The organism is Shewanella sp. KX20019, from assembly GCF_016757755.1.
Lineage (GTDB): Bacteria > Pseudomonadota > Gammaproteobacteria > Enterobacterales > Shewanellaceae > Shewanella.
In genome coordinates, this window is the sequence record NZ_CP068437.1 from 1,203,742 (window position 1) to 1,226,069 (window position 22,328).

At 43.1% G+C, this 22,328-nt stretch carries 19 protein-coding genes; 9 read left to right on the top strand and 10 right to left on the bottom strand.

What is annotated here, in order from left to right:
- Position 1: 1 nt before the first annotated feature.
- From mnhG to JK628_RS05320, 5 genes are all read right to left on the bottom strand, one after another.
- On the bottom strand, positions 2 to 343 hold the full coding sequence (mnhG, locus tag JK628_RS05300; protein WP_202288288.1) for a monovalent cation/H(+) antiporter subunit G: 342 nt from the start codon (positions 341 to 343) through the stop codon (positions 2 to 4).
- Positions 340 to 636, bottom strand: a complete 297-nt coding sequence (locus tag JK628_RS05305) for a monovalent cation/H+ antiporter complex subunit F (protein WP_202288290.1) — start codon at positions 634 to 636, stop codon at positions 340 to 342. Before JK628_RS05305 ends, mnhG begins: the two co-directional genes overlap by 4 nt.
- A complete protein-coding gene (locus tag JK628_RS05310) occupies positions 630 to 1,163 on the bottom strand; it encodes a Na+/H+ antiporter subunit E (RefSeq protein ID WP_202288292.1) in 534 nt (177 codons plus the stop codon). Before JK628_RS05310 ends, JK628_RS05305 begins: the two co-directional genes overlap by 7 nt.
- Before the next feature lie 87 nt (positions 1,164 to 1,250).
- Positions 1,251 to 1,688 (bottom strand): hypothetical protein, encoded by a 438-nt coding sequence (locus tag JK628_RS05315; protein ID WP_202288294.1) that lies wholly within the window; start codon positions 1,686 to 1,688, stop codon positions 1,251 to 1,253.
- A gap of 878 nt (positions 1,689 to 2,566) precedes the next feature.
- Positions 2,567 to 3,874 carry an NAD(P)/FAD-dependent oxidoreductase gene (locus JK628_RS05320; RefSeq protein WP_237524150.1) on the bottom strand — a complete coding sequence of 436 codons (1,308 nt, stop codon included), beginning with the start codon at positions 3,872 to 3,874 and terminating at the stop codon, positions 2,567 to 2,569.
- A 653-nt stretch (positions 3,875 to 4,527) separates the two neighbouring features.
- On the opposite strand from JK628_RS05320, the gene JK628_RS05325 reads away from it, so the two are divergent.
- Positions 4,528 to 7,554, top strand: coding sequence for a M9 family metallopeptidase (locus tag JK628_RS05325; RefSeq protein ID WP_202288295.1), 3,027 nt, complete (start codon positions 4,528 to 4,530; stop codon positions 7,552 to 7,554).
- 60 nt (positions 7,555 to 7,614) lie between these two features.
- A complete protein-coding gene (locus tag JK628_RS05330) occupies positions 7,615 to 8,196 on the top strand; it encodes a DUF2059 domain-containing protein (protein ID WP_202288296.1) in 582 nt (193 codons plus the stop codon).
- Between the two features lie 91 nt (positions 8,197 to 8,287).
- On the opposite strand, the gene JK628_RS05335 is transcribed toward JK628_RS05330, so the two are convergent.
- The gene (locus JK628_RS05335; protein ID WP_202288297.1) at positions 8,288 to 8,668 is read right to left on the bottom strand and encodes a hypothetical protein; all 381 of its coding nucleotides are present in this window, start codon (positions 8,666 to 8,668) and stop codon (positions 8,288 to 8,290) included.
- A gap of 226 nt (positions 8,669 to 8,894) precedes the next feature.
- Between JK628_RS05335 and JK628_RS05340 the strand changes: the two genes are divergently transcribed.
- Positions 8,895 to 9,560 (top strand): SDR family oxidoreductase, encoded by a 666-nt coding sequence (locus tag JK628_RS05340; RefSeq protein WP_202288298.1) that lies wholly within the window; start codon positions 8,895 to 8,897, stop codon positions 9,558 to 9,560.
- Positions 9,561 to 9,861: 301 nt separating this feature from the next.
- On the top strand, positions 9,862 to 12,189 hold the full coding sequence (locus JK628_RS05345) for a TonB-dependent receptor domain-containing protein (protein WP_202288299.1): 2,328 nt from the start codon (positions 9,862 to 9,864) through the stop codon (positions 12,187 to 12,189).
- Positions 12,190 to 12,249: 60 nt separating this feature from the next.
- Here JK628_RS05345 and JK628_RS05350 read toward each other — a convergent pair whose 3' ends face one another.
- The gene (locus tag JK628_RS05350) at positions 12,250 to 12,699 is read right to left on the bottom strand and encodes a dCMP deaminase family protein (protein ID WP_202288300.1); all 450 of its coding nucleotides are present in this window, start codon (positions 12,697 to 12,699) and stop codon (positions 12,250 to 12,252) included.
- Between the two features lie 121 nt (positions 12,700 to 12,820).
- Positions 12,821 to 14,482 carry a Na+/H+ antiporter NhaC family protein gene (locus JK628_RS05355; RefSeq protein WP_202288301.1) on the bottom strand — a complete coding sequence of 554 codons (1,662 nt, stop codon included), beginning with the start codon at positions 14,480 to 14,482 and terminating at the stop codon, positions 12,821 to 12,823.
- Between the two features lie 463 nt (positions 14,483 to 14,945).
- Between JK628_RS05355 and gltS the strand changes: the two genes are divergently transcribed.
- Both gltS and JK628_RS05365 read left to right on the top strand, forming a co-directional pair.
- On the top strand, positions 14,946 to 16,178 hold the full coding sequence (gene gltS, locus JK628_RS05360) for a sodium/glutamate symporter (RefSeq protein ID WP_202288302.1): 1,233 nt from the start codon (positions 14,946 to 14,948) through the stop codon (positions 16,176 to 16,178).
- A gap of 136 nt (positions 16,179 to 16,314) precedes the next feature.
- Positions 16,315 to 16,563: a DUF3297 family protein gene (locus tag JK628_RS05365; protein WP_202288304.1), complete on the top strand. Its 249-nt coding sequence runs from the start codon at positions 16,315 to 16,317 to the stop codon at positions 16,561 to 16,563.
- A 95-nt stretch (positions 16,564 to 16,658) separates the two neighbouring features.
- Here the strand turns inward: JK628_RS05365 and JK628_RS05370 are convergent, their stop codons facing one another.
- Entirely contained in the window at positions 16,659 to 17,573 is a 915-nt protein-coding gene (locus JK628_RS05370) for a LysR family transcriptional regulator (protein WP_202288305.1), read from the bottom strand.
- Positions 17,574 to 17,689: 116 nt separating this feature from the next.
- Here JK628_RS05370 and JK628_RS05375 point away from each other — a divergent pair, with 116 nt between their 5' ends.
- Positions 17,690 to 18,409, top strand: a complete 720-nt coding sequence (locus tag JK628_RS05375; RefSeq protein WP_202288306.1) for a CPBP family intramembrane glutamic endopeptidase — start codon at positions 17,690 to 17,692, stop codon at positions 18,407 to 18,409.
- 191 nt (positions 18,410 to 18,600) lie between these two features.
- On the opposite strand, the gene JK628_RS05380 is transcribed toward JK628_RS05375, so the two are convergent.
- Positions 18,601 to 19,389, bottom strand: a complete 789-nt coding sequence (locus JK628_RS05380) for a hypothetical protein (protein ID WP_202288307.1) — start codon at positions 19,387 to 19,389, stop codon at positions 18,601 to 18,603.
- Positions 19,390 to 20,249: 860 nt separating this feature from the next.
- Here JK628_RS05380 and JK628_RS05385 point away from each other — a divergent pair.
- Positions 20,250 to 20,780, top strand: a complete 531-nt coding sequence (locus JK628_RS05385) for a hypothetical protein (RefSeq protein WP_237524151.1) — start codon at positions 20,250 to 20,252, stop codon at positions 20,778 to 20,780.
- A gap of 326 nt (positions 20,781 to 21,106) precedes the next feature.
- Complete coding sequence (locus JK628_RS05390) at positions 21,107 to 22,192, top strand: DUF3083 family protein (RefSeq protein WP_202288308.1); 1,086 nt, start codon at positions 21,107 to 21,109, stop codon at positions 22,190 to 22,192.
- Positions 22,193 to 22,328: the final 136 nt, after the last annotated feature.

A 22,328-nucleotide genomic window follows, 5' to 3' on the forward strand; every position in this document is an offset into this window, starting at 1 on the left:
ACTAAAGTTTCGATGGCTTGTCCCCTCCCTTGTTAATTGACTCATCAAGCACTGGTTGCACGTTGTTACGTAGTGCTGCTTTGGCCAGAGCATGACTTGCAGTAGGGTTGATAAGTAGGGTGAACAGTAAGATCATCATCAGCTTAAGCAGCACTAGACCTTCAGGGTTTTGTAACATCAGGCCAATGAGTATTAGCCCCGCACCTAAGGTGTCGGTGACACCTACCGCGTGCATGCGAGTAAAGAAATCTGGGAAGCGCAAGATGCCAACGCCGCCGGATAGACATAGAAAACAGCCGAGCAGCAAACATAAGCCACTAGCGATCTCGAGTATGAGATTCATTGTTTATCCTCTTTAGTTGATGGTTGCTGTCGAAGCGCGTGCTTGAACTCAACAGAGTCAGAAAAGCGCAGTACGCCGATAACACTGATAAAGTTGATCAGGGCGTATACCAGGGCGATATCGAGAAACTCAGGGCGTCCCATCAAAAAGCCCAGTATCGAGATCAGCAGCACCGTTTTAGTGCCAAACATATTAAATGCGAGGATTCGATCGTATAGCGTTGGCCCCACGACACAGCGAATGATCGCGAGGAGCATGACAACAAGAATGGCGATTGTGGCTGCAGTTAACATCTGTTTTCCAATTCAGTTACTCGGCGATCCATCTCGCCGGCTTTTAAGGTATCGATATTGTCTTTAATCAATGCGTGGATGGTCATGCGATCGCCGACTAGGTCCACTGTTACTGTTCCCGGCGTTAAGGTGATGGAGTTGGCGTAGATAACCTTGCCGAGATCGGTGCGTTGACTGGCATCTATCGTGACAAGCGTTGGGGAGATGCTGCTATTGCCGAGCCAGATGTGTTTGACTACAGAGATATTGGCAACAATGACCTCTTTGGTTAGCCATAGCAGATAGCTAGGCATTTTCAGTGAAAGGTGAACTGGCTGAGACTCATGATCGATCACATCCATCCGGTGTGCGATATAGAGCACCAGCAGGATAGAAGCGGCACCCAGTGATAGCAGCAGTGCGTTGCTGTAGTTTGAGTTAATCCACCAAAAGAGAGACAGGCTTAAACAGAGGCAGAGTGTGTGGCTCGGCAGATGCTTCGTTGTGTCATCTAACGTTTTTTTGTCTAAAATTTTGTTATTTTTCATGATCACTTTTACCGTTACCAATAAGTTCATTGGATTGGGGGTCAACACATGGCAGCGCTAGTAAGTTTTATCTATGACTTACAGTGGTTATGGACATGAAGATTCCACTTCAAGTGCATCGAAAATTTGCGTGTGTAGTACCTGCATCGATTCGATTGGATATGACAGATGTCCAACGAGGCGCTGTGCCAAGTGCTCAATATTTTCGTTTTGAGGTAGGCATAATTGGATAGGTTGCTCCTTCGATGTCCGCTTTCCAACTCGTGTTCGATAGGCTCTATCTAGAAAAACTCCCGAAGTTTCACGCAATATGTAATCTGATTTTGTGGTTAAGGAACCCGCCAGAAACCCCTGAATATAGTGAACACAGGAGTCGGCAGAGCGCTCCTCTGAGGCATTCTCAAGTGACATGCAAGAGTCAAGTACCACTAGCTCCTCATTTGTAGGAGCAGTTGTTGCTGCAAATACTGGAAAGGAAAAGGTCAATGCTAATGTTAATAGCGCTAATAACTGGCTGGTCTTCATTTAAGCTCCTTGTTTATATGTTTACTTATTCGATTGTAAGTAATTCAAGAGTCATAAATTAGTAGCAAGTAGAAGTGGTTATATATTACTGGCAGGGTAATGTCTTAATGTTTTCGCCAGGTGAACTCTTGAGTGTCCAGCTGTTTATTTCACCAGCTTTTGACCTGTTGATATTACAGTTGCCACTAGGTTATAAAGTCTTAACCTATAAAGTTAATTAGTCACTCTTACTTATAATTTATATTTGCATTGTTATGCATAGTTACTCATTGACCTTGATAGTTAAGAGCAAATTGATAGTTTGTGTAAACTCGATTATTGTTGTTTTATTCATCGAGAATTACGAAGTGTTACTGCAAGCTATTGTATTGGTGTGATTTATTTTTTGTTGTTTATGGCTGGTTGATGTTGGTACTGGAATGGTTAAGTTTTGATTTATGTTAAGTTAAGCTAGTTTATGGTTATTCTTAAGTTTATTTTAAGCTTTGGTGTTGGCTTGAATTATAAGCTGGTTGGTATTTTATTTAGTCTAGTTCTGATAGTTGTTTAAAATAGTTAGGCGTTACTGACGGTATTTCTGACTAACTATATAGCGTTAAAGTTGTTACCTTATTAGTTTTCCTGTGTTCAACAGCTGATTTTACTTATTGTAATCTAATACGACTAAGCTGCTAAAAATGGTTCTGCTCTACTTTCTAATAAGGCATGTGCTTTTTATAATCTATGCCGTGATAAATGTAGGGCGTTGTCAGCCCCAACTGAATATTGTGAGTATTAATAACCTAAACGGTGACAAGGTGTCAGTAGTTGCTAAGGCTGGTTGTGTAGGTAAAGCTAAGCCATCTCAGGGTCTGGATCACCGGACCCCAACTTGGCTATTAATTAAATCGGTTTGGCAAAAAGGGGGCTAACTCAACACTCGGTGTACTACCTGTGATGAGCTCGCTCACCAGCTTTCCTGTTATCGGCCCTAGACTCAGTCCCATCATCGCGTGTCCTGTTGCTATTGTGAGGTTATCAATATTAGGTGCCGGGCCTATAATGGGCAATCCGTCAGGGGAACAGGGGCGAAATCCGCTCCAAAATTGGCTGCGATCTATCGCTCTGCTGTCGAAAGCTGGGAGGTATTGGCTAGCAGAGCGCAATAAACCTGTAATGCGATTTGAGCTTAGCCCTCTTGACTCCAGTGCTGCGAGAACACCAAGCTCCATGGTTCCTCCAAATCGAATCTCATCATTAAAGGGGCTAACAGCCACTTTTGCTTCGCTTAAGATAAATGGAGTACGACATGAAAATGGCGCATTGCCTGCCGCGGATGTGTTGTCCAATGTAATGCTAATGCCTTTCCCTGATTGTACAGGAAGTTCAAAGTTCAAGCCTTTAGCTAACTTTTGACACCAGGCACCATTAGCAAGGACAACATTTCCGGCATTAACTTTTCCTTTCGTTGTGTGAATGCTACTGATAGTGCGTGGCGCTTTAGCGTCGGTTTCAAAACTTATCACTTCTGTTTGCTCCATGAATTCAACCCCTTGCTTTGTTAAGAACGATTTCATCGAGGAGATAAATTCAAAGGGCGATATATGGGCATCTTCGGGGTAGTGAGCGGCGCCGACCACGTCAAAGTCAATGTTAGGTTCTAATCTTTTCAGTGCTTCTTTATCAAGAATTTCAGCATTCAGCCCAAGAGTATTCGCTTGCGCCACGGTGACGGCCTCTTCATCTAACCCTGATTGGGTTTTATAGAGCATAAGCAAGCCTTTTTGATGAAATTGAAACTCAATATCACCACTCTTAGACAGCATTTGATAAAGTTCTAGAGACTTTAAGTTAATATCTAAGAGTACTTGTTGAGTTTGCTGCGTATGTTCTTTGGTGCACTTTTTGGCAAATGATAATAGCCATTTTAGAAAATCAGCATTCAGGCTTGGACGCACAAAGAAGGGGCTTTGTGGATTAAGCATCCATTTCAGCCCTTTTTTAATCATCCCGGGGGCCGCTAAAGGGATGAAGTGACTGGGTGTAATATAACCAGCATTACCATAGGAGCAGGCTTTTCCTATCTCATCCTTCTCTATAACTACGACCTTCATACCAGCTTTATGTAGGTAGTAGGCACTACAGATCCCAATTATCCCGCCACCGACAATGGCGACATTTTTTCTATTTATAGAAGTTAGCGACAAAATAATCCCTCAATTTGTATCCTAGTGCAGACAATTACCCTAACTCTTGGGTGAATTGGATATCACTAAGTATCAGTTTCTTAAGAATGTATTTAATAAAGCAGCTATGCGGTTTGTTCTAAATCAACTCAATGCAGGAAAGTGAGTCAACATGAATTATTCTATCGATGCCGGTGGAGGGATAACACAATAGCAAGGCTATTAAATTCCCACTGAATTCTGAATCCTCTGGGAGGGTATATGTATTTAATTCAGAGCGTCCTAGGGCTCAAAATGTCGCTGAATGTTCTTCGAGCAGAGTGCTTTTAGCATGTTAAACGCCACATACTTTTAACGCGTTACAGCGCTGCGCAATAGTCACTTTGCTATGCAATCTCTCTGTTGAATATAAGGTCTTGCTTATGTGTTGGTAACATTTTATTTACATCTCGGTTGGTTTTATTGTTAAGTAAAATCAATGCGTTACCGCTTTCTTGGTTGTTCTGTACACTGTTGCTGTATGAAAAAGCAGCTAAGATGCTACCGCTTTGTTGCTATTTGGTATATTGTATGCGCAATGAGTTCATTAAGGAAGTTGGCTCATAAATAACAGGCGAGCTCAGTTGTTGGAGTATGGATTACGTCTGAAATAATCCATTTAAAAGGAATTAACAATGAAACCAAATCACCTCATGGTGGCGCTAGGGTTATTTAGTGCATCATCGCTGGCTCAGCCTGTGATATCCATGGACTCGGAGATAGCCTCTCCCATTAGCATGATCTCTGCACAAGCTGTATCGAAGCAACCGATGGGCGCCATGGGCGTTGTTGGCCCAGCGGGTACCGAAGGCTGTGAGTCCTTTATTGGTCTAAGTGGTTGGGGGCTTGTCGATAAGCTTGTCACTTCTGATCCTCAATGTGTCAGTCCGCTATATAATTTGCGTGGTAGCGATGCTACGGCGTTGTTCAGTGAAAGTAATATACGCACGGCGTTAGCTGGCGTTAGAGATCGTGCGTTACGTTATACAGGTGTTGATACTGACGGTATTGAATCGCTGATTTACTATATTCGTGCAGCGCGTTATGTGCAGTTTTACAGTCCTGACGACGTTCCAACATATTCGAGCGGCGTGGAGTCTGACACCAAGGTTGCACTGAATAATCTATTCAATAACAGTGCGGCCTGGACCGCTAGTGATGAGAATGCGGGTGTACTAAAAGAAGCGTTGATCCTGGTTGATTCCTCGGGCTTAGGTGCCTATTTTAACTGGACGACCAAAAAGGTGCTGGCGGAATACGACAGCAGTTGGCAAGCTTCTTGGGGCATGAATGCGGCGGCCAATGCGATTTTTACGACTCTGTTTCGAGGCCAATGGGATGATGATCTTCAGGCACTTTTTGCAAGTGATCCGTCGATCATGGATGATCTGAACAACTTCCAGTCCCGCAATCGTCACCTGTTAGGTACTGACGCCCAATATGTGTTGGTGAACGCGGTACGTGAGATGTCTCGTTTCTACTACATTGATGCGCTATTTTCTAAGACAACTTCGGTAGTAAAATCAGTATTAACAAGTACTTCTAAGGACGATTCTACAGATGTGCTGTGGTTAGCGGCGGCTGAAATGGCTGACTATTACGATAGAGCTAACTGTAATGCTTACGATATCTGCGGCTTTAAGTATGCACTTGAGCAAGACACGTTACCTTTTAACTATAAATGCTCCGCTAGTCTGAAGCTTAGAGCTCAGTCGATGTATAACGATCAAGCTGCTTGGGCTTGCGACGTGTTAGGTGGGCAGGAAGATTACTTCCATGGCAAGCTACAGACCGGTAATCAGCCCGTAGCGAATGATAACAACAGTGATCTTGAATTGGTGATTTTTGACAGTTCTAACGATTACCAATCATACGCGGGTACGTTCTTCGGTATCGCTACCAACAATGGTGGTATGTATCTGGAAGGCTCACCAGCAGGACAGAAGAATCAAGCGCGATTTATTGCCTATGAGGCCGAGTGGCGTCAGCCAGATTTCCATATCTGGAACCTACAACATGAGTACGTGCACTACCTCGACGGTCGCTTTAATCTCTATGGTGATTTTGGCCGTAGTATCTCCGCTAATACTATTTGGTGGATTGAGGGCTTGGCGGAGTACATCTCCTATCGTGATGCCAATAGCAATGCTATCGAGATGGGTGAAACTCAGGAGTTTGCCTTATCAACGATATTGAAGAATAACTATGATTCAGGTCAGGATAGAATCTACCGCTGGGGCTACCTTGCAGTGCGCTTTATGTTCGAAAAACATCATGATGACGTAAGCCAAATCTTAACCTTATTACGAGATAATAAGTACGAAGAATACCAAGTCTTGATGGATAGCATTGGTACTCGTTATGACAACGAGTGGCGTGGTTGGTTAACCAGTGGTCTCAGTATTGATAATGACGGCATTGTCGATAAAGGGCCTGCTGATGTAGATGCTCTTGCCAGCGGTACCGCGGGTAATTGGGCTGGTACTCCATCGACTATTAGTACCGATTTCTCGGTATGTGTGCCGACTGACGAAGCTAATCGTCATGATTCAAATAGCTCGTCTCTGACTTTGGATACGCCTATAGAGTGTGTCGACTCTAAACAGGGACGTGCTAGCTTCGCTTTCGCAAATCCTGATAATGGCAGTGGTTCTCTATGGATCCGTACGCGCGGCGGTTGGGGAGATGCTGACATCTACTACAATTCAGGCGGGTGGGCTAGCGGTGAGGAGAACGAAGGTTTTGCCATCGGCAACGGCAACTATGAAGTGATTGAAGTGCAGCTTAATCCAGATGAGTATTGGCACTATATTACACTCTCTGGTGATTTTGGTGGGGTAGACTTTATTGCCAGTACCACTGAGATTACTGTTGAAACCGATCCTGGAACACCGGACCCAGTTGACCCAGTTGATCCTGTCGATCCAATTGACCCTCCGATTGATCCGGTAGATCCAGTAGTGCCTCATTGCGGTGCTGCAACGACAAACTATGGTCAGGTCGACTATGGCCAGAGTGAATGTATCAGTGGTGGTCGTAATAGCTTCTATGTTTATGTCGAAGAGGATAACACCAGCTTGACCATATCTCTTGCTGGTGGAGACGGCAATGCAGACCTTTACTACAACTCAAGTACGTGGGCAGGTGTAGACAGTGCCGAGCTTGCTTCGGTTTCGGCGGATAACAGTGAGTCGATCACCGTTGTTGCTCATCGAGGCTGGCGTTACTTTACAGTGGACAGCGGTAGTGAATTCAGTGGCGTAACATTGACAGTGGTTAATGATGCCTCTACAACGCCGGTGGAGCCAGTTGATCCAGTGGGACAAATCGCCAATCAGTGTGCAAGCACTGGCGCTGTGTCGTATTCTAAGATAGCCGATGGTATACCACTTTGTGCGACAGACGGTCGTAACGAATACTATATCTACATCGATCAAGGCACACAAAGCTTGAGCATTCGCAGCGATCACGGCACAGGTAACCTCAGTCTCTATGCTGGTACCAGCTGGTCGAATGCGACCAGCTACGATTATGCTTCGACCAATGCGGATACTAACCAAGAATCGATTAGCGTTGCTAATCCACCTGAGGGTTGGTATTACATTACTGTGCAAAGCGAGCCTAGTGCGAGTGGTGCTAGCGTTCAGGTAGATGTTAAATAAAGACCTTTATTGAGGGCTCCTTAGGGAGCCCTTTTTTCGATAATATATAGAGGAACTTCTATGCTCAGGTTATGGATATTTCTGTTGCTGTTGGTTGCTAATGTTGGTTTGGCAGCAGATGAAGACAGTAAACGGCGTCAAGCGAGCGCATTGCTAAACGCCATTGATGCCGAAAGAATGCTTTTACAGGCACAGTTTAAGTTGCAGGGGCAATATAGCCATCTATTGAAGGATTACCGAATTCCAATCGCTAAGCGACCGCTGGAGGAGCAGTTTCGTAAACGAGCTTTCGATTTCGCTCGCCAAACCATGAGCTGGGAACAGCTTGAGCCGCCAATTGTTGAGGCATACAGCCAGCAATACAGTGAAGAGGAGCTAGCAAGCTTAACAGCTTTCTTTGCGTCGGATACCGGGCAGAAGTTTTTAAAGACGCAACCGCAACTTGCCGCGAGCGTCGACCAATTAGTTAATCAGCAGTTGCAGATGGTTAATGGCCAGTTTGCGAATTTGATTGAAGAGTTTGTTCTTCAGGCTGGTCTGACTCAGCAACCAGTGCCGAGTCACGGTTCAGCGGTCCACATCTCCCCCAAAAGTCGTCCTATAGCACCGCCATCAAAACCAACTCATAACGTTAGCCAATAGTTGCTCTGTTTTGAACAGAGCTTGCGGGCATAGAGTATTCTTGTGTGAGCTTATAGTTTGAGCTGCTCCAAGAAAGGAGCAGCAGTATGACCTACTCTTTGCTTGGGCTCGTTCGACTAATTGGAGCTTGGACGGGAGCCTGATGGTTGGGATGTGAGACGACTCCTTGGCCATTTGCTGGTGGTGCCATCGGTGGAATACCTACTGGCGGAGGTGGGGGCAATGGTTTGTCGTCAGCCGCAAATATCTCAGTCTCATTCTCGGACATTTTACTTTGGCTTAGCGGGTACTGTTGAGGTTCGTTCACCCGCTCATCCACACTAGATCTCTCTACGGGAAGTTGAGCAATGCTGGCCTGAGTGTCATTGGCCAGAGGAAGCGACTCACTCGCTGGTTTGGTTTGTTCTAGGTTGACGACGAACAAACCCGCAAGCGCCAAGATTGTAGCGCCAATAGCTATTTTATTATTCATTCTATAAACATCCATGTGTAAGTTAATAACTTAACCTAACAGGTGTGCAGATTGTATGCAATTAGTGGCGTGAGAACGAGTCTAATACCGTGACCAGCAATGATGGCAGTTCCTCATTATGGTATGGGTTAAACGCTGACAAAGTGTGAGCAATTGCTAAGGCTGCTTGTGTATGTAAAGCTATAATCAGGTATTTCGTTCATCAATTTAGCTTATAGGAACAAACATGTCTCAAACTGTAGTGATTACTGGAGCTAATCGCGGTATAGGGTTAGCGCTAACAGCCCTTTATGCCGCAGAAGGTAAAACTGTTTATGCTCTATGCCGAACACCGTCTGCCGCGTTATCAGCGTTAAAGGTAAACGTGGTGACTGATATTGACGTGGCAACGGATGCTGGCATCGCCAACATGAAACAGGCATTAGCGACTATCAACATCGATGTGCTGGTGTGTAACGCTGGTATATTACGGGATGAGAACTTGGCTAACCTGAATCTTGATACTATTCGCGCCCAGTTTGAAGTGAATGCGTTGGCACCACTTCGCGTGGTTGAATCGCTACAAAATCGCTTAACTCGCGGCGCTAAAGTGGCGATGATCACCTCTAGAATGGGCTCAATTGAAGATAATACTTCCGGTGGTCGTTACGGTTACCGTATGTCAAAAGCGGCGTTAAATGCAGCATCAATGTCGTTAAGCCATGACTTGGCTCCTAAAGAGGTGGCGGTTGGTATCTATCATCCTGGATATGTGCAAACCGATATGGTTAACCATGGCGGCGATATCTCAGCTACTGAGTCTGCAGGCCGCATCGTTGACTTAATTGAGCAACTTGATATGAGTCAGTCTGGGGTGTTTAGGCACTCAAACGGTCAAGTATTACCTTGGTAAGCGCAATTTAAAAAAGAGAGAGTAAGTAGAGGCTGGGTTGTTTGTTATTTCGGAACAGGTAACTCTGTCTTCAGGTTTTGGTATCAATACTATTTTATGCCGATTGAACAGCAATGGCGTCGGCCACTATAGGCGCTTTGCATACTTTAACTTTGTATGTTTTATGTGAGATTTAGGGCGTTACCCTGATGTGGTTATAACATTAGATCTTCATATGTAAATTGTAAGTGATAATCATTATTATTTGGTTGTTTTTTCTTTATACTCGCCGCCATCTTTTCTTATCTATGAGAATACTCTGGTGTTGTCACGTTCTATTAAACTGTTTTCATTATCTTTTCTTGCTCTATCGATTCAGTCACATGTCTATGCGCAAACCGAAGTCTCGGCAATGGACTCTACCTCTAACACACAAGCGGCCAAAATTGATGCGACAAACAGGGTGCTAGGCGCACCTAAAGTCGCAGCGATGGAGGTCATTGAAGTAACAGGAAGAGCTTATCGACGAGGGTTAAAATTGGCGCCTCCGGGCACAGCGGTTATGACCATGAAAGAGGTCGAGGAGCAGCAATCAACACAGTTTGCAGAGCTGGTTGATCAACTCCCTGGTGTTAACATTGATGGCGGTACGCGAGTCGGGGGGGAGCGCATTAATGTGTGGGGTTTTGGTGATGAAGAAGACCTTAATATGTATTTAGACAATGCCCCTTTAGGTTTTGAGCAGTATCGTTATGGCTCTTTTTTCGTTGACCCTGATTTAATTAAGCAGGTGCAGGTGATTAAGGGGGCGCATGATGTTCGCTCTGGTAATGGTGGTTTTGGTGGTTCCATGTATGTCACCAGCAAAAGTGCAGAGGACTTTTTAAAGGCTGGAGAACATTTCGGCGCCCGAGTCAAAGCAGGTTACAGCGACAATAATGACGAAAAGCGCAGCTTAGTCAGTGTATATGGGCAATTTAATCGTCACCTATCTGCCATTGTGAATTACACCTATCGAGATGCCAACGACACCACTCTAGGAAATGGTATTTGGGGCGACAATATCGCTGAAGAGGGGGAGCCTCCTGAACGTGATACTGGTGATGAAGCTAAACTGCGCTACTCTGGCTACCGTCAAAATAGCTTATTAGCAAAAATTGACTTCGACTATGGCGACCATTTGATGTCACTGTCGATGACAGATTACCAAGATGAAGGACAAAAGCCTTGGGCAAACCGCCGTGGCCAAATGCCCACGATTAGTGACTACAACATAAAGAAGTATGGCGATTACGAAACAGCCTTGTATGCAACGACGGCAGACAATAACTACAAAGATACTAATTACTCATTAAACTATCGTTATACGCCAAATAACGATTGGATTGACACTCAACTTGTTGTCTCAACTAGCAATAATCAGCGGCATTGGATACGTCCCGATATTGCATGGGAGAAAATGTATGTGTCCGTTGGTAATTTTGGTCATGAGTCATGGCTTGATTACAAACGCTCATTTGTGGATATCAATAACACCAGTTGGTTTGGCGATAATAGTCTATTGATTGGATTGCAGTATTTGAGCTCAGATCGTGACTCATTGGTGTATAACAAAACTTACGCTAAGAAAGAAGCAAAGAATTTTGGTTTATATACGCCTTATTACCAACCAAGTGGCAAGCAGCAAACATCCAGCGCTTATGCTGAGTTTAATTACCGGATTAATGATCAGCTTTCAGTGAAACCTTCGGTTAGATATGACTATATCCGCAGTGAAGGTAAGGGCAACTTGGCCCCTGATTATAACGATCTCTCAGCGGGCCATGATTATAGCGCAGTGTCACACTCTGGCGTTTCACCTCGTTTAGGGATCCACTATGAGTTGAGCCAACAGACGCAGTTTTACTTTGACTACGCCTATACGTTACAAGCTCCGGTTATCGACGATATCTACACTGTACAATACGCTAGAGCGAGTAAGGCAATCACCTCAAGCCGTGATCTTGAGGCTGAACGCTTACATGCTTATAAATTGGGGCTTACGCAGTTAAATAGTGGCTTATTGGCCGATGACGATACCTTGTCTACCCAGCTTACCCTCTATTACCACAAAGGTGAGAATGATGTCGCTAAGCGCTCAGGTGTAAATTCGGTAGAACAAGCACAAGGTTATAATACTAACCTTGAGGGCTATTATAATCAGGGGGCTGATTTAGTTGTTAATTACCGATACCAAGATCTGTTTGCCGATTTAGATGCGTCTTATATTACTGGTAAACACAATGGTAGTTTAAAAGACTCGAGCGGAGAGGATGAATACCTAGCCGACTTAGCACCGACGAATATCGGTTTGAAGCTGGGTTACTACCTTACTCATGACTTAATGTTCGCATGGCGTGGTAAGTGGTATGACAGTAAGTCTGAAGATGAGATGCCAAACAAAAGTAGCTTTAGAACGGATCAAGCAACAGATGCTTACTTTGTTCAGGACTTCTATGTTGCTTATACAGGTGAATCGGGCGTTCTAGATAATTGGGAAGGTTATTTAACGGTAAAAAATATAACCAATCAATACTATAAGCCCTATATGGGAGACGGAGTTCCAGCGGCAGGCCGAGATGTTAGAGTCAGCGTGGCTTACAAGTTTTAGCCATTAATACAGCAATAAAAGGCCATAATTTTGGCCTTTTATTGTCTCTAAATTTAATAACTACTCAGCTTCAGCTGCTTCTACCTGCATCCAATCAACTTCGACGCCGGCTTGGTCGAACATGTCTTGGCTTATCTTAATCTTTTCGCCCCAACGTGATAGAAAGTCTGGACTTGGTTGTGGGCTGTGTACTGTGCTTAAGCCTGTTTGAATTATCTTTGCCGCGCAGTTAGGGCAGGGAAAATGGGTTACCCAAATTTCGCAGCCACTGAGATCTCGCTTGGCATAGAGGATAGCATTCTCTTCGGCATGGAGGGTTTTAAGTAACTTCATCTCACGGTTGTCGGTTTCAGCACTATCAGAAACCCCATGAGGGTAGCCATTGAAACCTAAAGAGACAATGCGGTTATTTTCGGTGATCACCGCGCCTACTTGTGTAGAGGGATCTTTGCTCCAAGATGCAACAAGCTCGGCCATCTGTAAAAATCGTGTCGCCCATTTGGTCATCATCTAACAAGCACTCCTAAATCTATACGACTGAATAAACTACTCAAACTTCACGCTATTCTCTATGGAGAACAATGATAAATCAACCTATAGCTAGCTGAATGAGTAAATAGGCGGAATAGGGCTAAATGATATCGAGCGAGGATGTCTGGGTTGTAGAATAAGCAGGGATTTGGCAAGACTGGCCAAAGCGATTCAAACCAAACCACAACAATAGCGTTGCAGTGAGGAGTACGCTCCACCATGAAAGTCCAAAGCCTGTCGCCACAGTGCTTAAGAATGCGGTGGCTCCAACAACGAGCGCGTATGGCATTTGGGTTCTAACATGCTCTATATGATTACACTGAGAAGCCATAGAGGAGAGAATCGTAGTATCAGATATTGGCGAGCAATGATCCCCCCAAACTGAGCCCGCTAGTACACAGGAAATTGAAGAGTATATAATGTGCATGTCCGCAGGGTTAACAGCGCCATTGTTGCCTGAAACTAAGCTCCAACTTACTGGAACAACCAGCGGCATTAATATCCCCATGGTGCCCCAACTCGTCCCCGTTCCCAGTGAAATAACCCCAGCCAATAAAAAAACTACCGCTGGAAATAACGCCGGATAAATGCCATCAGCTATGATAGTTGCAAGATAGTTTGCAGTGTTTAACTCTCGGGTGATTTCAGCGAGTGCCCAGCTTAAAACAAGTATCACAAGTGCTGTTGTAACGCGGCTTAATCCATTTGTCCAAGAGTCGATAGTCTCTTCTAAAGACATGATTTTTTGAAAAACTGTCATCATAATTGCGACAATAGATCCTAGAAAGCCACCAAACAATAATGCAACAAGTGAATTGGCACTGGCCAGTATATCTGTAATCGTAGCGCCTTGACCTGTGACTATAATACCCAAGATAACCGTGATAATTAAGGTAAGGATCGGCAGTAATGCATTTAAACAACTAGAGCGTTGAGGTGCTGATTTTACTTCGTTTAACTCTGGCACATGTACTGAAGGTTCAGCTGAGAACGCTCCTCTTTCAGCTGTTAGCATCGGACCAAAATCTTTACCTGTGTACGCGATGAAAATAACAAATATAAGTGTCAATATAGGATAAAAGCTATAGGCAAGGGAGTTTAGAAAGATAGCATAGGGTTCGTTTAAACCATCAATACTCTCGATTGCCACGCCAATCAATCCCACCTCATATCCAATCCAAATCGAAATCAACGCTATAGACGCCAGAGGTGCTGCGGTAGCATCGACCAAATAAGCCAACTTCTCCCGTGATATTTTTACTTTATCGGTTAGAGACCGCATGGTATTGCCGACAATTAATGTATTGGCATAGTCATCAAAGAAGATAACAAAGCCCATAAAGACAGTACTCAGCTGTACGCTTTTTCGACTGTTTGCCCAACGCTTAATCTGCTCAATTAAGCCAATTAAACCACCATTGCTAGAAATGACTCCGACCATACCACTGATAAATAAAGTAATGAGAATAATTGAAGTATGGTCAGTATCATTCATCACATTTATTACATACTTTTGTGGTACATCAAGCAGACCTTTAAAGAGCGCTGTAAAGTCTTGGCCTGCTATTGCCCACGCGCCAAACCAAATTCCTAAAAACAGAGCAATAATAACTTGCCGCAGAATAAATGCTGCTGCAATGGCGATAAGAGGAGGTAAAATTGAAATAACATTCGGAGTTGCTAATGCTGAACTGTCAGCTGCAAAATGGGCTATCGAAAAAGAGCAAGCAAGCAGCACTATGATTGATATCCAGCGTTTCATATCTAAATTTACTCCCGTGTTTTCCCCCTTTTTTAAGCCCGCTTTATCTATAACGGCCATGAATAATGAAGAGCTAACAGTGCCATATAAAGCTGTTTTTTTAAGGTGGAAAACATGCAAAATTGATGACATTGAGTGTAGGTTAGGAAATTTAGAAGTACAAATAGCACCATCCGTGGGCAACTTCTGCATCGCAATCGAGACACATATGACTTAGTTAGGTCGCCCCTCTAATGCTCTCAAGGCAGTATCAACCATGCTTGTAACGAAATGCATGACAATGTTGTGTGGTTTTGACTGATTATCTCCACTGATTAAACATTTACACTTCCCCGTATAGGTCCCTCAGAACGAATAGATCTTAAATGGCGTTACTAACACCCATAGATAAAGTGTCGTCAAATCTATGATTACCCTCAAACGACATATAAGTAAAAAAACGCAGAGTAGCAAGGAAATATAAATGCAGCTTGAAATCGTCGATGTATCACCGTTTGTCGCTTTTACGTTAGCGATTATGGTGCTGTTTTATGGAAAATATCTAACGACTAAATATGAACTATTGCGTAAATACAGTATTCCAGAGCCCGTCGTGGGCGGTTTTGCTTGTGCTGTCTTAGTCGGCGTACTGTATTACTTTTTTGGCTATCAACTGAATTTTGAATTGGATGTCATGGAATGGTTGCTGGTCTATTTCTTTACTGGGATCGGTTTACGGGCTGATATTAAAACCCTATTAAAGGGCGGTAAGCCTTTGTTGTTTTTACTCCTCTTAGCTTCGAGCTATATTGTTATGCAGAATATTTTAGGGGTGAGTGTCGCCAGCTTATTTGGACTCGATCCTAAAGCTGGCTTGATGTCTGGTTCGGTTGCGTTAACGGGAGGTGTAGGTACTACTATGGCGTGGGCACCGACCTTTGTGAGCGAGCTTGGTATTGCAAATGCGACAGAGCTAGGCGTAGCGTCAAATACCTTAGGACTTATTGGCGCTTGCTGTATAGGTGGCCCGATAGCCGCCTACTTGATTAAGCGTCACAAACTTGAAGTCAGTGCCAGTGATGATCTCACCATAGGGACAACACATACTGCTGAAACGGCTGGAATTAGTGTGACATACTTTGGTGTGTTACGTGCGTGGTTGTGGTTAAACGTCTCTATGATGCTTGGCTATAGTATTAATGAAACCTTGCAAGCGGCAGGGGTAAAATTACCGTTGTTTGTGGCCTGTTTGCTGGCGGGTATTTTAGTCGGAAACTTTGGTCGTTGGGCATTGGGCCGCTTAAATAGACCTAGATTACATAACTATGCAGAAGAAGCTGAGCGAGGTTTAACGCTTATTTCGGATCTCTGTTTGGGGATGTTCTTGACCATGGCACTAATGAGTCTGCAGATCTGGAAACTGGAAGGCAGCTTTGTTTACATTTGTACTATTGTAGGACTACAGATCTTGATGTCTGCACTATTTACGACTTTTGTGGTGTTCCGCGTGATGGGCAAAGATTATGGCGCCGCTGTTATCTGCGCAGGCTTTGGTGGTGTCACGCTCGGTTCAACAGCGACTGCGATTGTGAATATGCAGGCGGTTACACAGCAATATGGCGCTGCACGTCAGGCCTTTATTGTGGTGCCATTGGTATGTGGTTTCTTCATCGACATCGTTAACGCTATGGTGATTAATTTTATGGTTTATTTTTAACACTGTAATCAATAATAAATTTAGCGAAGGTATAGCGGTACATAACATTTATGATTGCCGCTCTTGAGCATAAGGCTTGTATTGCCTACAATAGCGCACGCTTTATTAACTACAACTTTTCACTACAGGCCCGACCATGACTGACACTACAGCAAAACCAGCTTTACCTGATCGCCTTTCGGTTAACCCACGTAGCCCACATCATGTGGCAGCAATTTTCGATCACGATATTGGTATTATGCTAAACGGCAAAGAGCGTTTTGATGTCGAAGAGTATTGCATCAGTGAAGGTTGGGTTAAAGTCCCGACACACAAAGCACTGGACCGTCGTGGTCAACCACTTATGGTGACAGCAAAAGGTACAGTTGAAGCATTTTATAAATAAATAGCCTTAACTGATCAACAGGTTTATTGATGCCAGTCATTGTTAAACCTGTTGAAGATACGCCCTTTTCATAGCGCTACTACACCGTTTGAGTCTCACCAATATTTTCTTTTTGAAAGAAAAAAATCAATAAAAGCACGGACTTTAGGCTGCTCAAGCTTAACCTGATGATAATAGAGATAAAGTTCTACGGATGAATACCAGTATTCCTGCAAAACTGGCACTAACTCTTGATTGGCCACATAGGTTTTAATGTCGTGATTATCAACTAAGGCATTGATTAACCCTATCCCTTGCACTGCCAGTTTTGAATGTCCGCTAACGGTTTTAATCGGCGCGTCCAGTAACACGTATTCCATCTCAGTTTGTACACTATTGGCGGATTTGTTAACCACTAGCGCATTACTCGGTTGTTGGTGCGGATGACTAATCATCTGGTGTTTTTTTAGTTCATCTGGGGTATCTGGGGTACCGAATCTGACCAGGTAGTCTGGCGAGGCAAAAACTCCCAGTTTTGCCTGCCATAATGACCTCCGTTTTAGATTCGGGTGTTTTATTCCTAAGTAATCAGATACCCCCCAATAGATATCATGGAGGTCTTCGTCTACATCAATAATGTTTTCCTTCACATCAAAAATGAGTTCAATATCAGGGTAAAGACGGTGAAACTCGGCTAACCAGGGGAAAATGGTTTCATCATAAGTTTGCACATCTTGAGACATTAATTTGAGGATCCCAGTAAATTTATCCTGTCGAGTCTCAAGCCAGTGCGACAGTGAATCATGCTGTTCAATTATTTTCTGTGCGCGGAGCAAAAACTCGCCACCAAACTGGGTCAATCTGATTTTTCGAGTGCTACGCTCAAACAGTGGTGCTCCCAAGCGTTTTTCGAGTTGTGAAACCTGCTTGCTCATCGCCATTGGAGTTTGTCTTTGGGCATTCGCTGCTAGGGTAAAGCTGCGGTGCTTGGCCACAAGAATAAAGGCAATTAGGGTTTCCGTTTTGAACATAATGGCCTGACAGTAAACTTTTAGTTTAGCCAGCTTATACTGATAAACTATTTTTATGTAGTTTTATTCCTTATACAGTGTGCTTCATTCGTTTAAAAAAGCAACGGAGAGGAACTATGCAATACCTGGAATATTTATTATTAGGTTATTTAGTCATTTGGCCCATATACATCTATCTCACCCATGAAAAAGAAAAGCAAAGTGTCATAGCAAACCCGGAACAACGAATTGCTGTTTATCGTATTACTATGCTGCAGTTATGGCTGCCCGTGATGATCTTGATGATACTGGTCTCCCAGAGCCATATTTCGATGAGTGATATCGGATTACAATGGCAGTTCGGGCTGGCTAATCAAATCGGTGTCGCGGCGCTAGTGTTGATTGGTGGATATTTTTTAATGTCACTTAAAAGGCTTAGTGAAAGCACTGAAAATCATCAAGCGATACGAAAACAGTTAGCTTATATTCAGTGGTTAATGCCAACATCAGTCAAAGAGTCCCGTTACTTTATCTTGGGTGTTTCGATCACTGCTGCTGTCTGTGAAGAGTTATTGTTCAGAGGGTATCTAATGCACATGCTAGCCGACTATATGCCCACTTACGGCGTCGTCATAATATCGAGTCTTGCCTTTGGGTTACCTCATCTTTACCAAGGACCAATTCATATTCTTAGGACTGCGCTGATAGGGGGGGTGATGGCGTTGATTTATCTGGCGACAGATTCAATTATCGTTCCCATTGTATTACACGCAGTTATTGACATGTACAGCGGTGCGTTGGCTTATCTTGTTTTGAGAAAACAGCCAAGTGAAATTATTGCTGAAAAATCCAGATAGACGCTCTATTTATTGATATGTTTAACTTTTACTATTCTAGTGTTTATTACTTGTTCTGTGATAGTGTAATTCGTCCGGAGCATAGACCATATAATCTTCTGTTAAATTAAAATGGGAACAAATAAAATCTAGCGAGAATAAATGGTCATTCTCGCAAGATAACATTACTCGTTTAAATTTAACAAGTTTGATTAAAAACGGAAGTCTACACCGATAGATGCGGTGAAGCCATCTGAATTAATATCTCCTTTTGCGGTGTTCTGTATTTCAACATAATCATATTTCAACTCAAAAATAACATTAACAACCTGCTCTCCAACTTGAGTCTTTATTCCTTGTAGCCACATTAAGTTAGCAACATTCATATCAACACCGCCATATGAAGAGCCAAGGTTAACGTTAAATACAGAGAAGTGTGTTTCGTTCCAAGCATGTAGTGCATAAAGGTTTATTGAACCTAGGTGCGCTTCTTCGCCGCCTAATGCCTCAGCGACCTCTTTTGAAGTAATTGGAGGTAGTGGAGAGCCCGGTATGCCGGATGCCATATCTGCGATATCATCAGTTTTGAAATCAAGGTAGGTATAATTTAATGATGGAAAAAACTGCGTGCCATTATCACTTGATAGTGGCAACATGTAACCCGCTGTGAACATACCCGCAGACTCATCTAAATGATAAATATCAACATAAACACCACCGAAACTGTCAAAGTGTGCTGCCCGTAAGCGAGCATTATTTGATTGAGTGTAATACTCCGCAAAACCTATAGTTTGTGAAATATCACTTGTTAAGCCCGCTGCACCGCCGCCCGCTAGCAATTTTAGCTCACCGTCTTGATCTGCAAATACACCGATTCTCTTGCTGCTATTGCGTGGATCGGCATCATGATATTCAGCTGACTGCTCATCATTGGCGACTGCGTTAGCAGATAGTAAAACCGATGCTGTTACTAATGCTGCGTTTAGTTTATTTAGTTTCAAAGTGGTGCTCCAAATGGTATTAACTTAATGCAACGCGGCATAACTTCAATGCTGCATTTACTTTATTTTGTATGTACGGCTTGTATACATATTGTTAGTTAACTAGCGCGAATAAGTAATATTTAAACGATAGTTATTAAAAGTCACACGAAGTTTTATCTAATTCAATGGTATTAATTAGGCTTGTTTGTTGTTACTAATTATTTGCGGTGATAATAGCATTCGCGATAATTAACTTAAACTGAAAGTAGGACTATATTGTCTGGCTGCATAGGACACTTAGTCTCATTTATTATGAATTGGCGCTGGTTACTTGTAGTTAGTAATCTAGATGGTGTTCTGCTCTAGTTACATTTAATTTAATTGTGATGTTATGGGCTTTTTCTCTATTTTAGCCAGGGTTTTGTTGTTGAACAAATATTTGATTTTGCCGTGATATAAAATAGAGCGGGATAATAATATGGTTAAGTATAATCCCATCAGCATTATTGCTGAGCGGCATAGCTGATATGTTTAGGAGCGAAATTTGCTTGCTACTTGTGAAGGCAACATCCTGAAAATGAGTTGTAATTATCAGTCTAGATACTATTTGGCTAATAAATAATATCCTTAAGTATTAATGCCTTGGTTGATTTTCAAGCTTGAATTAATCACTCTTCAAGCGCATCATTTACTTAGGCACGGCAATAGCGTTTATCCGCTCAGTCTGAAGAGACGGATTTTAGTGGGAGTTTATGGGCTGTTTGAGGTTAGTTATTACTGCTTAACTGACATTCACAGCATCCTAGGTGCTAGCATTGATCGCAACGAATGGTCGCGAGCTAGGTAAAATTAATAGAACAGATCGCAAGGAAAGCACTATGCATACTCATTTGTGGGTTAGCACTATGTTCACCGCTGTCAGTTTGTTGTGTTTATCGATAAGTACATTAGCGACTCCATCAGAGTCGCTGAAGCAGTCCAAACTAAAAATGCCAGCTCAAAAAACACCAGTGCAACAAGCTGTAGCCATCATCAATATTGATCTCAATAAATACCTCGGCGGTACTCAAGGCAGGCTTAATAATAAGTCAGCACTTATCTTCAAGTTTGGTGATGGCACGGATGGTAATTCTTGCAGTATTATCACCACAGATAACTATCTTAGGCACTCAAAAAATAGGCTCGAAAACATCAACCTTAGCGAGTCTAACTTCTACTTTGATTGCCAATGGAATAATAACTATTATTTTCTTTCTAATCGCTCTCCCACATATGCAGAAGTGATCATCAAGCAACCCGATAGCCAGTTCCCTATGTCGATGCATATCGAGGCTAAACTGGTCAACCTTACGGGAGAGGAGGCCAATGTTGTTAGCGGCGACATCTCCTTAAGAAGAAAACCTAGATAGACTCACTTTTATGGGAACTACTGAATAATATCAGCCATGATTGGATGGCCAAAGCTTGCCAACTTCCAACCTCCAACCTCCAACCTTAAGCTACAGACTCTCTTTCTCTAACCTTTGGAGTGCTTGTCGATAACAACGGCTTCTTAATAGAAATTAAGCGAGTAATGAGTTTGCAGTTGGCGATGGATTTTAATAAATAAATCATATTCGGGAGGTATGATGTTGCCAGTATATAGAAGCGTGTTCTACCGCCGTATTTCCGTAACCGTTTATCGCTATTATCGGCAGCAGACTATGCAACGGTTAACTTATCACAAGGAGTATTTATGTCCCTTAGCCATCAGCAAAAAGTGTACATACCCAAGGACGTTCGAAACAATCAATACATCACAGCAGAAATAAAAGTAACAGATGCTTTGTTGGCCCATTATCTAGATTACAAAGCGTGTTATCAGACGCTCAGCCGCACTATTTTCAAGCTTGCAGAGCAAGATGAGTTATATAATGTGCATGTGATCACTAATGATAAGTTACCCGTGGTGCGTTTTCACAGTGAAACGTATTGCTTTCCAACTGCCGAGCAGATCGTATTTTTCTATAATCCCAAATACCATGAAGCCCAAAGCCTCCATAGCCAAGATGGTTACCGAGCACGTAAAATAAGGATCGTATTCTTAGCGACCGGTGAAGACATTCGCAGCAACTCGGCTGATTTTCATCTGAAAGTGCAGTCTTTTCTGACGAAACTGATGCCGCAGTTGCCAGAGAAAGATCTCAGCATTAAAATCCGCGACCATCAGCATCTCTCTTACGATCTATTCGCCAAAGCTAAAGGCAACAAAGAGAGCTATGGATATAAGCTACGTTCAATCAGCGACAGATATAAAGCGAGAAGCTGTCCGCTTCCTGAAGGGCATGGTTCATTATGCTATGTCACAGTAAAACTACCGTTAAGTCGTACGCTTAAGCAGGCTTTATTACCTGAAGGTGCCAATGACTTTACCCCACTGTATCAGAAGCTTGAAGATGCTTTTATCCAGACGACATCGGCTAAGAATCTCAACCGGGTTGCTATGGTTGCCAATGGACTAACGCCATTGGTACGCAACAGTAAATATGACCAAGTCGATGGTACCGACGAAGTACAAATGCTTGGGTTTGATCCCAATATTGAGGATCAACAATTCATTCGCCACTGGAACGGTAACGATCTAGTTGAAATGGTGAGCTTTACGATTGCTGCGGGCGTACAAGATAGCAAAGATGGTGGGCTTGGCCGTTACTTGAATCGAGTTGAAGAGGCATTAAAGAGCTTTACATCTGAACTAGCGTTTGACAGATCGCGACAAGATCTCATTGTACGATTCCACCAACATATCAGCTATCAAATGCCGGAACAGCTCATCAGCTAATCAACTTCGTCACGGTGAGTCGACTCAAGATTGTTAATTAAAATAGCGAGCCAATGGGTTCGCTATTTATGGATGAACTTTCAGGTAGCAATTTAGCTTTTATTAGTCCTCAAGATAGCTATTTAGTCTATGTGCC